General features: G+C 68.5%; 14 protein-coding genes. 11 read left to right on the forward strand and 3 right to left on the reverse strand.

Translation table 11 applies throughout. The features are described from left to right. Nucleotides 1–4: 4 nt before the first annotated feature. From C1A30_RS12400 to C1A30_RS12435, 8 genes are read left to right on the forward strand one after another with little or no spacing between them, the layout of a single operon-like run. Nucleotides 5–1,618, forward strand: coding sequence for a carbamoyltransferase C-terminal domain-containing protein (locus C1A30_RS12400; RefSeq protein ID WP_101948607.1), 1,614 nt, complete (start codon nucleotides 5–7; stop codon nucleotides 1,616–1,618). Beyond that, nucleotides 1,615–3,105 (forward strand): HAD-IIIA family hydrolase, encoded by a 1,491-nt coding sequence (locus tag C1A30_RS12405; protein ID WP_101948608.1) that lies wholly within the window; start codon nucleotides 1,615–1,617, stop codon nucleotides 3,103–3,105. Before C1A30_RS12400 ends, C1A30_RS12405 begins: the two co-directional genes overlap by 4 nt. Further along, complete coding sequence (locus C1A30_RS12410; protein ID WP_101948609.1) at nucleotides 3,102–4,124, forward strand: glycosyltransferase family 9 protein; 1,023 nt, start codon at nucleotides 3,102–3,104, stop codon at nucleotides 4,122–4,124. Before C1A30_RS12405 ends, C1A30_RS12410 begins: the two co-directional genes overlap by 4 nt. Continuing rightward, the gene (locus C1A30_RS12415; RefSeq protein ID WP_101948610.1) at nucleotides 4,117–4,686 is read left to right on the forward strand and encodes an SIS domain-containing protein; all 570 of its coding nucleotides are present in this window, start codon (nucleotides 4,117–4,119) and stop codon (nucleotides 4,684–4,686) included. Before C1A30_RS12410 ends, C1A30_RS12415 begins: the two co-directional genes overlap by 8 nt. After that, a complete protein-coding gene (gene rfaE2, locus C1A30_RS12420) occupies nucleotides 4,679–6,034 on the forward strand; it encodes a D-glycero-beta-D-manno-heptose 1-phosphate adenylyltransferase (protein ID WP_101948611.1) in 1,356 nt (451 codons plus the stop codon). The genes C1A30_RS12415 and rfaE2 overlap by 8 nt, the downstream gene beginning before the upstream one ends. An 18-nt stretch (nucleotides 6,035–6,052) precedes the next feature. Further along, a complete protein-coding gene (locus C1A30_RS12425) occupies nucleotides 6,053–6,751 on the forward strand; it encodes an SDR family oxidoreductase (RefSeq protein WP_101948612.1) in 699 nt (232 codons plus the stop codon). Further along, a complete protein-coding gene (locus tag C1A30_RS12430) occupies nucleotides 6,721–7,689 on the forward strand; it encodes a glycosyltransferase family 9 protein (protein ID WP_101948613.1) in 969 nt (322 codons plus the stop codon). The genes C1A30_RS12425 and C1A30_RS12430 overlap by 31 nt, the downstream gene beginning before the upstream one ends. Next, nucleotides 7,680–8,975: a UDP-glucose/GDP-mannose dehydrogenase family protein gene (locus C1A30_RS12435; protein ID WP_101948614.1), complete on the forward strand. Its 1,296-nt coding sequence runs from the start codon at nucleotides 7,680–7,682 to the stop codon at nucleotides 8,973–8,975. The genes C1A30_RS12430 and C1A30_RS12435 overlap by 10 nt, the downstream gene beginning before the upstream one ends. Here C1A30_RS12435 and C1A30_RS12440 read toward each other — a convergent pair. Beyond that, nucleotides 8,972–9,988: a DNA topoisomerase IB gene (locus tag C1A30_RS12440; RefSeq protein ID WP_101948615.1), complete on the reverse strand. Its 1,017-nt coding sequence runs from the start codon at nucleotides 9,986–9,988 to the stop codon at nucleotides 8,972–8,974. The two genes, C1A30_RS12435 and C1A30_RS12440, sit on opposite strands and share 4 nt — an antisense overlap. Nucleotides 9,989–10,256: 268 nt before the next feature. On the opposite strand from C1A30_RS12440, the gene C1A30_RS12445 reads away from it, so the two are divergent. Both C1A30_RS12445 and C1A30_RS12450 read left to right on the forward strand, forming a co-directional pair. Beyond that, nucleotides 10,257–10,688, forward strand: coding sequence for an ATP-binding protein (locus C1A30_RS12445; protein WP_101948616.1), 432 nt, complete (start codon nucleotides 10,257–10,259; stop codon nucleotides 10,686–10,688). Nucleotides 10,689–10,750: 62 nt separating this feature from the next. After that, on the forward strand, nucleotides 10,751–11,476 hold the full coding sequence (locus C1A30_RS12450) for an RNA polymerase sigma factor SigF (protein ID WP_369974124.1): 726 nt from the start codon (nucleotides 10,751–10,753) through the stop codon (nucleotides 11,474–11,476). Here C1A30_RS12450 and C1A30_RS12455 read toward each other — a convergent pair. After that, complete coding sequence (locus C1A30_RS12455; RefSeq protein ID WP_101950152.1) at nucleotides 11,447–11,887, reverse strand: STAS domain-containing protein; 441 nt, start codon at nucleotides 11,885–11,887, stop codon at nucleotides 11,447–11,449. The two genes, C1A30_RS12450 and C1A30_RS12455, sit on opposite strands and share 30 nt — an antisense overlap. Nucleotides 11,888–12,151: 264 nt before the next feature. Here C1A30_RS12455 and C1A30_RS12460 point away from each other — a divergent pair, with 264 nt between their 5' ends. Beyond that, complete coding sequence (locus C1A30_RS12460; protein WP_101950153.1) at nucleotides 12,152–12,688, forward strand: NTP transferase domain-containing protein; 537 nt, start codon at nucleotides 12,152–12,154, stop codon at nucleotides 12,686–12,688. Here the strand turns inward: C1A30_RS12460 and C1A30_RS12465 are convergent. Then, nucleotides 12,685–12,996: a hypothetical protein gene (locus tag C1A30_RS12465; RefSeq protein WP_101948618.1), complete on the reverse strand. Its 312-nt coding sequence runs from the start codon at nucleotides 12,994–12,996 to the stop codon at nucleotides 12,685–12,687. The two genes, C1A30_RS12460 and C1A30_RS12465, sit on opposite strands and share 4 nt — an antisense overlap. Between the last annotated feature and the right edge of the window lie 2 nt (nucleotides 12,997–12,998).

Below are 12,998 nucleotides of genomic sequence, written 5' to 3' on the forward strand. Positions count from 1 at the left end.
CCTCGTGCGCATACTCGGAATCAACGCGGTCTTCCACGATCCTGCTGCGGCGCTCGTCGTGGACGGTCGGATCGTCGCGGCGGCGGAGGAGGAGCGATTCTCGCGGCGCAAGCACGGTAAGCAGGCGGTGCCGTTCTCCACGTGGGAACTGCCGATCCAGGCGGCGCAGTGGTGCCTCGCCGAGGCAGGCCTGCGACCGTCAGACCTCGATGCGGTGGGCTACTCATACGACCCACGGCTGATGGCCGAAGTCGATGTGACGGCAGGCGGTTTCGACCAGGACTGGGAGTACCTGCGCACCATGTACGCCGAGCGGGCGCCGCGGTTTCTGCAGGCCGCGTTCCCAGGACTGGATCCCGCGATCGTGCGGCACGTCCGCCATCACGTGGCACACGCCGCGTCCAGTGCGCTGGCGTCACCGCACCCCGACTGTGCGGTCCTGGTGGTCGACGGCCGCGGCGAGCGGGCCTCGATGTTGGCGGGCAGTTTCGCCGACAGCAAGATCGACGTGCTGGCCACCCAGGCGCTGCCGCATTCCCTCGGCCTGCTCTACGAAGACCTCACCGAGCATCTGGGCTTCAAGCGCTCCAGCGACGAGTACAAGGTGATGGCGATGGCGTCCTACGGGACGCCATCCTTCGCCGACCGGTTCCGTGAACTGGTCTACACCACCGGTGACGGCGGTTTCCGCACCGAACCGGTGGACTGGACCGAGTTCGGCCCGCGTGGGGAACACAATTTCGACCTGGCCTGCAGCGTGCAGAAAGTGCTCGAGGAGGTTCTTCTCGACCTGGTCCGCTGGCTGCGCGACCACACCGAATACGAAAGCCTGTGTCTGGCAGGGGGAGTGGCGCTCAACTGCGTGGCCAACTCGAAGCTGTGGAAACACGGCGGATTCAGGAACGTCTGGGTGCAACCCGCCGCGGGGGACTCCGGCACCGCGCTGGGTGCCGCGCTCGCCCTCGCGGGTGAGGCAGGCGAACCGATCATTCCCATGCCGACCGCCCAACTGGGCCGCGGATTCTCCGACGACGAGGTCGAGTCGGCTCTGCGTGAGGCCGCGGTGCCCTACGAGCGTCCCGTCGACTACGCGGCCGCGGTCGGTGACGCGCTCGCCGACGATCTGCTGGTGGGCTGGTTTCAGGGCCGCGCGGAGTTCGGGCCGCGTGCCCTCGGCGGCCGCTCCCTGCTCGCAGACCCACGCAACAGCGCAAACCTGGAGCGACTCAACACTGTCAAAGGCCGCGAGCAGTTCCGTCCGGTCGCCCCGATGGTGTTGGCTGAGCGCGCCCGCGAAATCTTCTCGGGCGGACCGATTCCCAGCCCGTACATGCTGTTCGTGCACGACGTCGCCGAAGAGTGGCGGCCGAAGATCCCTGCCGTCACCCACGTCGACGGCACCGCGCGGGTGCAGACCGTCGACCGCACCGACGCGCTGCTGTACGACACCCTCAACAGGTTCGCCGAACGGACCGGCGTTCCGGTGGTTGTCAACACCAGCTTCAACACCTCGGGCCGACCGATGGTCGACAGCCCCCGCGACGCATTGGAGTGCTTCGGCAGCGCACCGATCGACGTGTTGGCGATCGGCCCGTTTGTGGTGAGGCGGCCCCGATGACGGACTACGCCATCGTGATACCGACCATCGGGCGGGACTCGCTGCACCGCCTGTTGGCAGAACTCGACGGCTCTGCGGGGCCACGGCCTGCAGAGGTGATCGTCGTCGACGACCGAGCCGACACGACGATACCGTTGCGAGTTGCGTCGAAGCTGCCGGTGCGGGTATTGCGCAGCGGTGGCCGCGGTCCCGCCGCCGCCCGCAACGTCGGATGGCGTGCCACCCGCTGCCAGTGGATCAGCTTCCTCGACGACGACGTGCTCCCGCAGGCCAATTGGTTCAGCGCGCTGGCCGACGACCTCGACGCGGCCGAAGAAGCAGGCGCCTCGGGCTCACAGGCGGTCATCGAGGTGCCGCGAGTGGCGGGCCGCAGGGCCACCGACGACGAGCGTCGCACCCAGCGGCTGTCGGACGCCAAGTGGATCACCGCCGATATGGCGTATCGGCGTTCGGCGTTGGTGGCCGCCGGCGGATTCGACGAGCGGTTTCCGCGCGCGTATCGCGAAGACTCGGACCTTGCGCTACGAATCGCCATGTCGGGCAACAACATTGTGAACGGCTCCCGGCGATGCACGCATCCGGTGGCCAATGCGACGCTGTTCAGCAGCGTCCGCGCGCAGATCGGCAACCGGGACAACGCGCTGATGCGCCGCAAACACGGCAGGGCCTGGCGGACCGCCGTCGGTGAGGGCCGCGGGCGGATGCCTGCCCACGCATTGACCTGCCTGTCGGCCGCCACCGCGCTGATCGCATCGCTGTCCGGTCGCAGGCGCCTGGCGCGACGCGCGGCGGAACTGTGGTGCGCACTGACAGCCGAGTTCGCGGCGCGCCGATTCTGGGCTGGTCCGCATACGCCCATCGAGGCCGGCCGAATCGGATTGACCAGCATCCTGATTCCGGTGGTCGCGGTGGCGCATCGCATCCACGGGGAATGGACTTTCCGGGCGGCGCGCCGCGACCCGCCGCTGGCGGTGCTGCTGGATCGCGATGACACGATCATCGAGGACAGCCCCTATCTCAACGATCCCGACGGGGTCCGACCGGTGCGCGGCGCACTCGATGCGTTGGGCCGGTTACGCGACCGCGGGCTGATGCTGGCGGTGGTGACCAACCAGTCAGGCGTCGCGAAGGGGTTGATCACCGCCGACCAACTCGAGGCCGTCAACGCGAAAGTCGATGCGGTGCTTGGGCCGTTCGACTCCTGGCACATCTGCGTACATGACGAAGGGGACGATTGCCGATGCCGCAAGCCCGCGCCGGGCATGGTGCGGGCGGCCGCCGACGCGCTCGGCGTTGACCCCGCGCGCTGCGTGATGATCGGCGACACCGGCGGCGACGTCGAGGCGGCGCTGTCGGCGAACGCCGACGTGGTGCTCGTGCCGACGCGACGGACCCGACGCCGCGAGGTGCTCGACGCAAGGGCCCGCGCCCGCGTCGCCGAAACGTTGAGCGACGCGGTGTCGCTGGTGCTGAAGGACTGCCGATGAACCGCGCAGTGGTGGCCAGACTGGACAGCGCAGGCGACGTGCTGATCACCGGACCAGCGGTGCGCGCCGTCGCAGCAGCGCACGACGGGGTGACATTTCTGGCTGGTCCGCGCGGCCGTGCCGCCGCCGAATTGCTGCCCGGGGTCGACGACATCATCGAATGGCAGGCACCATGGGTCGATTTCGACGCGCAGGAACTGACTGCCGCACACGTGGATTCGTTGGTCAAGCTGCTTCGCGACGTGGCGCCGGGTCGGGTGTACATCTTCACGTCGTTTCACCAGTCGCCGCTGCCGCTCGCGCTGATCTGCCGGATGGCCGACGTGCCGTGGATCGGGGCGATCAGCGAGGACTATCCAGGCACATTGCTCGACCTGCGCCACCACGTGCAGGGGGGACTACCCGAACCGGAGCGGGCCCTGTCCCTCGTCCGCGAGGCCGGTTGCGAGCTGCCGTGGGGAGACGACGGTGGGCTGGCCGTGCGCGAACTCCCTGAACTGCCCGACGACATCGCCGAAACCATCGGTGACGCATCCTTTGTCGTGTTCCATCCCGGGGCGGCGGTGCCGGCCCGCAGGCCGACGACCGCGCGCAGCGCGCAGATGGTCGCCGCGCTGACCGCCGCGGGGCACCGCGTCGTCGTCACCGGCGACGTAGCCGAAAAGCCACTCACCGCGGCGGTGGCGGGTAGCGACGCTGTCGACCTCGGCGGCCGAACCACGCTGGCCACCCTCGGGGCGGTGTATGCGGCGGCGCGCGTCGTGGTGGCGCCCAATACCGGACCCGCGCATCTGGCCGCCGCGGTCGGCGTAGGTGTGGTGTCGCTGTTCGCGCCCGTCGTACCCGCCTCGCAGTGGAGTCCATACGGCCGCAACGTCATCCGTCTCGGCGATCAGGCTGCCCCGTGCCGAGAAACCCGCGCCCGCGACTGCCCGGTGTACGGACATCCGTGTCTGGACCAGATCACCGACGCCGAACTGGTGGCAGCGGTCGACCGATGGGAGACACATCGTGATTGAAACCCATATCTCCGCCTTGGCGAACGCGGTCGGGCAGATCAGCGCGGAGGCACCACGCCTGCAGGCGTGGGGCAGTCGACTGGCGGACGTGCTGATCGGCGGCGGCCGACTGCTCGCCTGCGGCAACGGCGGCAGCGCCGCTGAGGCTCAGCATCTGACCGCAGAACTGGTCGGTCGGTTCCGCGATGAGCGGATGCCGTTGTCCGCCATCTCGTTACACGCCGACACCTCGGCGCTGACAGCGATCGCCAACGACTACGGCACTGACGACATGTATGCCCGAGGAGTGCGGGCGCACGGCAGGCCCGGCGACATCCTGGTGGCCTTGTCGACCAGTGGCACCAGCCCCAACGTGCTGTGTGCCGTCAAGGCGGCACACGAAACCGGACTCACCGCGTGGGCGTTGTCCGGGCCGGCGCCCAACCCGCTGGCGGCCATGTGCGACGACGCCGTCTGCGTCGAAGCCTCCACCACCGCGACGGTGCAGGAGATCCACCTGCTGCTGGTCCACGCTCTCTGCATCGCGGTCGACGATGTGCTGTTGGGAGCCGGTCATGAGTAAACCGATTGTGATCGTCGGTGATTCGATGCTCGACGTCGACATCGAAGGAAGCGCAACCCGGCTCAGCCCCGAGGCGCCGGTGGCCGTCGTCGACACGAAGCGGGTCTGGCACCGGCCCGGCGGGGCCGGCCTGGCGGCGGTGCTGGCCGCCCGGCTGGAATGCGACGTGGTCCTGGTGACCGCTCTGGCGGACGACCCCGACGGGCAGGCGCTGGACCGCCTGCTCACCTCCGCCCGTGTCACCGTCGTCCGGCTGCCGCTGTCCGGTAACACCGTCTGCAAGACCAGGATTCGGGTGGCCGGCCATTCGATGCTTCGACTGGATCACGGCGACGGGACAGCCGGTGGTGACTCGATACCCAGGCGCGCCGCCGAGGCGCTGCAGAATGCGAAAGCGATCTGCGTGGCCGACTACGGCCGGGGTGTCGCCTCGCATCCAGGCATCAGGGACGCGCTGACCGCCGCGGCGAAGCGTGTGCCCGTCGTCTGGGATCCACATCCGCGCGGTGCCGCGCCGGTGCAGGGGTGCTGGCTGGTCACGCCAAACGAGGCCGAAGCCCGCGAGGACAGCGGTGATGCACTGCGCAAGCGGTGGCATGCCAAGGCCGTCAGCGTGACGCTCGGATCCCGCGGCGCGGTACTCGCCACCGCACAGACCAACACGTTCATCCCGACACCTGCCGTTCCCGCGTCCGCGGGCAGCGACACCTGCGGCGCCGGGGACCGGTTCGCGGTCGCCGCCACCCTCGCGCTTGCCGCAGGCCAGGACATCGAGGGGGCGGCCGCCGCGGCGGTCGACGCGGCCAGCCGATTCGTCGCTGCAGGCGGCGCTGCAGGCGTGTCGAGTTCGGCGTCTGTCGGCGCAAGCCACTCGGCCGTCGGCGAATTCGACGCCATCACCGGTGACGCCGCCACCGTCCGCGACAGGTTGCGCAGCCGCGGCGGGACATTGGTCGCGACCGGCGGCTGCTTCGATCTGCTGCACACCGGCCACGTCCGACTGCTGCGCGACGCGCGACACCTCGGTGACGCGTTGGTGGTGCTGCTCAACTCCGACGCGTCGGTGCGGGCGCTGAAAGGCCCGCGGCGACCGGTGATGCGGGCCGAAGACCGGGCACGGGTGCTGTCCGCGCTGGCGTGTGTCGATGCCGTCATCGTGTTCGACGAACACTCACCCGAACGGGTATTGGAACAACTGCGGCCCGACGTCTGGGTCAAGGGTGGCGATTACGCCGAGGCCGACCTGCCGGAGGCCGAGGTGGTCCGCCGTCACGGCGGCGAAGTCGTGCTGTTACCGACCGTATCCGGCTATTCGTCGTCAAAGCTGATCGCCGCCGCGCGGTCGTGACAAATGAGGGGACTCGTAATGGAATTGGGCTTGAAACCAGGCAATGTGATCATCACCGGCGGATCGTCCGGCCTCGGTGCGGCCACCGTGCAAGCTGTCATCGCACACGGCGGCACCCCGCTGGTGATCGACCGGAAGGTTCCGCCCGCCGATGTGGCCTACGCGCAGGCGGATCTCGCGGACACCGACGCCGTTGATGCGGCCGTGCGTACGCTGGCCGACCGCGTCGACGGGCAGGTGCACGGAGTCTTCACCGCGGCAGGCATCGACTGCTGCGGCAAGCTCGCCGACGTGCCTGCCAAAGACTGGGAGCGCGTCGTCCACGTCAATCTGCTCGGCACCGCGGCGGTGATTCGCTCGGCGCTTCCGTATCTGAAGGCCACCGGAGGCACCATCGTCACGTGCGCGTCGACGCTGGGGATCAACGCGGTGAGCGACGCAACCGCCTACTGCGCATCGAAATTCGGCGTCGTCGGACTATCCCGTGCGCTGGCCGCCGAACTGGCGGGCGAGGTCGGGGTGACGATGCTGATTCCCGGCGGCATGCACACGGCATTCTTCGATGACCGTGACGAACAGTACAAGCCGCCGCCCGATGCGAAGCTGAACAAGCCCGAGAATGTCGCCGAGACCGTGGTGTTCGCGTTGTCTCAACCCACCGGTTGCGAGGTTCGCGAGATGGTGGTGTGCGCGTCGACGGAGTCGTCGTGGCCGTAAACCGGTCACAGGACACCGTTCTGGTGCTGCGCGCGCTCGGACTCGGTGACCTGTTGACGGCGGTGCCCGCGCTGCGCGGCCTGCGCCGCGCGTATCCCGACGCGCGTATCGTACTGGCGGCACCCGAACGGTTCCGCCACTTGGCGCTGGCCTCCGGTGCGGTCGACGACGTCCAACCCACCCCTGGGCTTGGCCGGTTGCGCCCGCAGCCCGTACTGCCCGCACTGGCGGTGAACCTGCACGGCAGCGGGCCGGAGAGCATCGCGGACCTCGTCGCGGTGCGGCCACGGGCCCTGCTCACCCATCGGCACCCCGCCTACCCCGACCTGCCCGGCCCCCCGTGGCGCACCGAGGTCCACGAGGTGGACCGCTGGTGCGGTCTGCTGGAATGGGCCGGAATCGAATGTCACTCAAAGGATCTCGCGATTCCACGGCCACCCGGCTATCGTGACCGGTCCGGTGTGGTGGTGATCCACCCCGGCGCCGCGTACCCGGCGCGGCGGTGGCCGGCCGAGCGGTTCGCACAGGTGGCCGCGGTGCTGCGGGACATGGGTCACGAGGTGCTGATCACCGGGGACGCCAACGAAGTCGATCTCGCCCATACCGTGGCCGCCGGTGCCGGCCTCCCTCGAACGGCCGTTCTGGCAGGCACTGTCGGGCTGCTCGAACTGGTCGCGTTGATCGCCGACTGCCGGCTGCTGATATGCGGTGACACCGGCGTCGGTCACGTCGCCACCGCGACCGGCACACCGTCGGTGCTGATCTTCGGCCCGACCCCGCCGAGCCGTTGGGGGCCAAGGGGTTCCGGTCCGCACATCGCGGTGTGGGCCGGTGACCGGGGAGACCCGCACGCCGACCGACCGCACCAAGGACTGCTGCTGATCACCGTGTCGCGAGTGCTGGATGCGACCAGGAGTCTGCTGAGGGAATGCGCGTGAGTCGGCTTCGGATCGGAGTCATCGGCGCCGGCTACGTCGGTCTGACCACAGCGGTGTGCCTGGCCGAGCGCGAACACGACACCGTGTGCGTCGACGTCGACGCCGACCGCGTGGAGCAATTGCGCCGCGGCGTTGCGCACATCGACGAACCCGGCCTACCGCTGCTGCTGCGACAGGGACTCGAGCACGGGACACTGAGATTCAGTTGCGACGACACTGATCTCGCGGACCGCGATGTCGTGTTCGTCTGTGTTCCCACCCCGAGCGGTTCGGACGGATCGGCGGATCTGCGCGCCGTCGATGGCGTGGTCGAGCGACTCGGGTCGGTGTTGCGCCGCGGTGCCGTCCTGGCGCTGAAGTCGACGGTTCCCGTCGGCACCACGCGGCGGATCGATCAGAAGCTGCCCGCCGACATTCGCGCGGCCTCGGTGCCCGAGTTCCTGCGTGAAGGCCATGCGGTCTACGACTTTCGCCATCCGGAGCGCATCGTGATCGGCACCGACGACCAGCGTGCCGCCGACATGCTCGGCGTGGTGTTCGGCGCCGGGGCCGCGATGCTGCGGATGACGCCGGAAAGCGCGGAATTGGCCAAGTACGCCAGCAATGCGTTCCTGGCCGTGAAGATCTCCTACGCCAATTCGCTTGCCCGGCTGTGCGCACAGGTCGGCGCGAACGTCGCGGATGTCACCCGGTGCATGGGCGCCGATGTGCGCATCGGCCAGCATTTCCTGCAACCCGGCCCCGGCTGGGGTGGCTCGTGTCTGCCCAAGGACACCGCCGCGCTGCTGCACACTGGACGGACCCACGGCGTCGCGCTGCCGGAGGTGGAGTCGGCGCGGTGCACCAACGCCGCGCAACCTGGCCGGATCGCCGCCGCGTTGAACCGCTGCTTGTCGGTTCCACTGCACCGGGCCCGGATCACCGCGCTCGGGCTGACGTTCAAGGCGGGCACCAGCGACGTGCGGGACTCGCCCGCGTTGACCATCTGCGCCGAACTGGCAGGTGCCGGCGCGCAGATCACCGGATACGACCCGCGGCTGGCGGCCATCGAGCCCGCACCGGTGCGCCGGTCGGCGATCACCGCGGTCGACGACCCGTATCTGGCCGCCAAGGACGCCGACGCGATCGTGGTGCTCACCGAATGGCCCGAGTTCCGCGACCTGGACTGGCCACTGATCGCCGAACAGGCGCCGGGCGCGGTGGTGGTGGACACCCGCAACCTTCTCGACGCGGCCGCGGTGGGCGGGCTGACCTACCTGGGCAACGGAACGCCGACGGGTTTCTAGCCTTTCGCCACCTTGCGAATGAGTCGCGCGGTGCTGCTTTCCAGAATCGCCTGCCGTTCAGCGGGTTTCTTACTGCGGTTGGCCCGCCGCACGCCCGCGGCGATGGTCAGGCCGGCCTCGTAGCCTTGCACCACCCGTGGGTCCACATACGACGACCGGGCCACTGCGGGGGTATTGCCGAGTTCCTCGGCGACCTCCTTCATCACCGCGGATTCGACGCGTTTGATCACCGTCTTGTTGGCGGGCGGGTCCGCGTCGACGAACGCGGCGGCGCCGAGGACCGTGCCGTGCCAGGTTCGCAGATCCTTGACCGTGTAATCCTCGCCGACCAGTTCCTTGAACCGCGCGTTGAGGTCGTCGGCGTGCAGGTCCACCCAGCCGGAACCGTTGCGGCACACCAGGAATCGATCGGACTCGCGGCGGCCGCGCAGCAGCGCGCGCGCTGAGCGGGCCACCTCGTCGTCCTCGATCAGCAGCGTCCGACGCACCCCGCTCTTGGCCGGGTAGTCGAATTCGACGGCGTGCTTCTGCAGGGCAACATGCTCGCAGAGCAGGGTGGCGATTCCGTACGAGTTGTTCTCCTCGGCGTACTGCTCACCGCCTGCCCGGAAGTAGCCCAGGTCGAGCAGCAGCAGGGCCAGCGCGAGCACCCGGTCCCGTTCCAGGCCGCGGGCCCGCAGGTCGGCGGTGATCTGCCGTCGCATCTCGGGAAGTGCTGCCGACATCTCCAGCACCCGGTCGAACTTCTCCTCGTTGCGTTCCTCATGCCACTGCTGGTGGTAGAGATACTGGCGGCGACCCGCCGCGTCGGTGCCGACCGCCTGGATGTGGCCGTTCGGGTGCGGGCAGATCCACACGTTCTTCCACGCGGGCGGGATCACCAGTGCCTGGATGCGTTCCAGGGTGGCCTGGTCGGTGACCGGTGCGCCGTCGTGATCCTGGTACGAGAAGCCTTTCCCGCGGCGCACCCGACGTATCCCAGGACCGCTGACGGAGCTACGACGAAGTTTCATGTTTGGTGAGCAACAACGAATGGGTACTGAATCTCCACCATGGTGAAAAGGAAAGCGATGGGCGCTGCGCGGGATATCTCGACATCGGCGTCACTGCGTCATCAACGTCGTCAGCGCCAGTGCGGGGTGCCGCCAGAAGTCCTGCATGACGGGGTATTACCCCGCCACCAGTGCCGTCACACGTACTCACTAATCTGCCGTCGGAGCGTTGATGGCTAGCTCAGATGCGGCCTGGGGTAGTGTCGCGAAAAAATTCCCGGGAGGTCAGATGGCCGACGCGAGCACAGACATTCCACGGCAGCGAAGCGACCGATCCGTCGAGCTCCGGGTCGCCGCAAAGCTGGAGAATCTGGCGGTGCTGCGCACCTTGGTGGCCGCCGTCGGCACCTTCGAGGACCTCGATTTCGACGCCGTCGCCGACCTGCGACTGGCGGTCGACGAGGCATGTACCCGGCTGATTCGATCCGCCGTTGGCGGCTCGACACTGCTGCTGGTGGTCGAGCCGAGGGACGATGCGGTCGTCATCAATGCATCGACCACATGCAAGAGCCCTGACATCCTCGCGCCAGGCAGCTTCAGCTGGCACGTACTGAGTTCGCTGACCGACGAGGTGTCGACGTTCCAGGACGGGCAGGGCCCCGCGGACCAACAGGTGGTCGGAATCTCGATGACGACGAGGCGAGCGAGTTCGCTGCAGTGAGCCCGTCGTCGGCCCAGGGTTCGCCTTCGCGTTCGAACTCTGAATACGCGGACGTTGCCGACATGTTCCGCGAACTCGAAGGACTGCCGGAGGCCTCTGCGCAGTTCCAACGCCAGCGCGACCGGATCGTCGAGCGGTGCCTTCCGCTTGCCGACCACATCGCCCGTCGGTTCGACGGGCGCGGCGAGCCACGCGACGACCTCGTCCAGGTGGCCCGCGTCGGACTGGTCAACGCGGTGATCCGGTTCGACGTGCACGCCGGTTCGGACTTCGTGTCCTTCGCCGTGCCGACCATCATGGGTGAGGTTCGCAGGCACTTCCGCGACAACAGCTGGTCGGTCAAGGTGCCGCGCAGGCTCAAGGAACTTCATCTGCGGCTGGGCGCAGCGACCGCCGAACTGTCTCAGCGACTCGGCCGGGCGCCGACCGCTACCGAACTGGCCGCCGAGTTGGACATGGACCGCGACGAGGTGATCGAGGGTCTGGTCGCAGGCAGCTCCTACAACACGTTGTCGATCGACAGCGGCGGCAGCGGCGGCAACGAGGATGCACCTGCGATTGCCGACACGCTCGGCGACGTGGATCTGGGTCTCGATCAGATCGAGAACCGAGAAGCGTTGCGGCCCTTGCTCGCTGCCCTACCTGAGCGCGAGCGGACCGTGTTGTTGCTGCGGTTCTTCGAGTCGTTGACACAGACGCAGATCGCCGAGCGAGTGGGCATCTCGCAGATGCATGTGTCCCGCTTGTTGGCGAAATCGCTAGCGCGACTTCGGGACCAGCTGCAGTAGCCGGCGGGGTTCACCCTGTACGGCGGCGAGCGCCGCATCGACGCTGTCGCAGATCGGCAACGTCGAGTCGGGATCGCAGATCCGCATCAGTCGCACGACGGCGGGACTGGGCGCCATGGCCCAGTCGACTTTCTCCGCGGCGCAACGGACGTTCAGGGTGTGCAAGGCCGAAAAGCCTGCGGTACCGAAGAAGTCCACGCCGGAAAGGTCCAGCACGAGGCGGTCGAGATGGGCGGCATGCCGCAGGGCGTAGTCGACGAACTGCTGCGCGTTGGCCGCGTCGAGTTCGCCGTGCGCTGCGATGACGGCCATCGTCGGTTGCAGCCACCTCGTGGCGAAGTGCGCGGTGTGGCAATCGGTGGGTTCGATGAGAGAGCCCGGCGTAGCCGGACCCGTTTCGGGGGTAGACATTGTGAGTGACTCCATCAGTCGGAATGCGTGATTCGTACTGTGGTTCACGTCAAATAATTAGGCCCTGCGTCCTCAAAGCCTCGCTACAAGGCGGGTTTTTCGACCCTGTGCGTCGTCTGACGCTTCCAGTGGGCTGTGAACTCAACCTGGTTTGACCTTACGCCCGTTCGCTCTCGCATCGCAATTGAACGGTCAGGTTTCTCAAAACCCCAGGTCAAATCGCAAATCTCAAATCCGGGCATGCCCGTGCTTCACAATGGCCACATGCCCAACAGCGTCGCGGGCGTGCTGCTGGCCGCCGGCGCAGGCACGCGCTACGGCAAGCCGAAAGTGCTTGCCGACGACGGCCGGTGGCTTCGGTCATGCGTCGCCGCGCTGGCGGAAGGCGGATGCGACGACGTGGTCGTGGTGCTGGGTGCCGCGGTCGTCGACGTCCCGGCCCCGGCCAGGGCGGTGGTCGCGGACGACTGGGAGCTGGGGCTCAGCGCATCGGTGCGGGCGGGCATCGACGCCGTCGACGCCGACTACGTGGTGTTGCACGCGGTCGACACCCCCGACGTGGGCGCCGACACCGTGCGGCGGGTGCTCGACGCGGCGCGGTCGTCGGTCGCGGGGCTGGCCAGGGCCCGCTACGGCGACCGGCCGGGGCATCCCGTCGTCATCGCGCGCAGGCACTGGCAGGCGCTGGTTTCCCAACTGCACGGCGACGAAGGCGCCCGGCCGTTCCTGGCCGGGCGGCCCGACGTGACCGCGGTGGACTGCGCTGATCTGGCGTCGGGGCAGGACATCGACGTGCGTTAGAGGCTGTCGGCGAAGCGGCGCACCGCATCGCCCGCTGCCTGCGCGGCCTCGGCGTGGCCTGGCCGTGCGCGCAGGCCGATGTTCCCGGTGGCGGGATCCAGCGTCACCTCGGCGAGCAGTTCGCCGGTCGTCGGCTCGCACACCGCCCACGAGTACGTCGCATCCGATTCCCATTGGGCTGCGCGCCGCGCGACGTAGCCCGCGTCGGTTTCGCCCAGTTCCGCCAGCGCGGGCCGGTCGTCGATGCGGTCGTCGGCCCGCACCGCACGCAGATACCAAGCACCGGCATTGATTTCGACGGGCTCCACGC

The sequence above is a fragment of the Mycobacterium sp. 3519A genome (assembly GCF_900240945.1).
Classification (GTDB): domain Bacteria; phylum Actinomycetota; class Actinomycetes; order Mycobacteriales; family Mycobacteriaceae; genus Mycobacterium.

What these genes read in the sequence shown, in the direction of transcription:
- C1A30_RS12405 (WP_101948608.1), top strand. Translation starts at nt 1,615, where the DNA reads ATGACGGACTACGCCATCGTGATACCGACCATCGGGCGGGACTCGCTG.
- C1A30_RS12410 (WP_101948609.1), top strand. Translation starts at nt 3,102, where the DNA reads ATGAACCGCGCAGTGGTGGCCAGACTGGACAGCGCAGGCGACGTGCTG.
- rfaE2 (WP_101948611.1), top strand. Translation starts at nt 4,679, where the DNA reads ATGAGTAAACCGATTGTGATCGTCGGTGATTCGATGCTCGACGTCGAC.
- C1A30_RS12425 (WP_101948612.1), top strand. Translation starts at nt 6,053, where the DNA reads ATGGAATTGGGCTTGAAACCAGGCAATGTGATCATCACCGGCGGATCG.
- C1A30_RS12435 (WP_101948614.1), top strand. Translation starts at nt 7,680, where the DNA reads ATGCGCGTGAGTCGGCTTCGGATCGGAGTCATCGGCGCCGGCTACGTC.
- C1A30_RS12440 (WP_101948615.1), bottom strand. Translation starts at nt 9,988, where the DNA reads ATGAAACTTCGTCGTAGCTCCGTCAGCGGTCCTGGGATACGTCGGGTG.
- C1A30_RS12445 (WP_101948616.1), top strand. Translation starts at nt 10,257, where the DNA reads ATGGCCGACGCGAGCACAGACATTCCACGGCAGCGAAGCGACCGATCC.
- C1A30_RS12450 (WP_369974124.1), top strand. Translation starts at nt 10,751, where the DNA reads ATGTTCCGCGAACTCGAAGGACTGCCGGAGGCCTCTGCGCAGTTCCAA.
- C1A30_RS12455 (WP_101950152.1), bottom strand. Translation starts at nt 11,887, where the DNA reads ATGTCTACCCCCGAAACGGGTCCGGCTACGCCGGGCTCTCTCATCGAA.
- C1A30_RS12460 (WP_101950153.1), top strand. Translation starts at nt 12,152, where the DNA reads ATGCCCAACAGCGTCGCGGGCGTGCTGCTGGCCGCCGGCGCAGGCACG.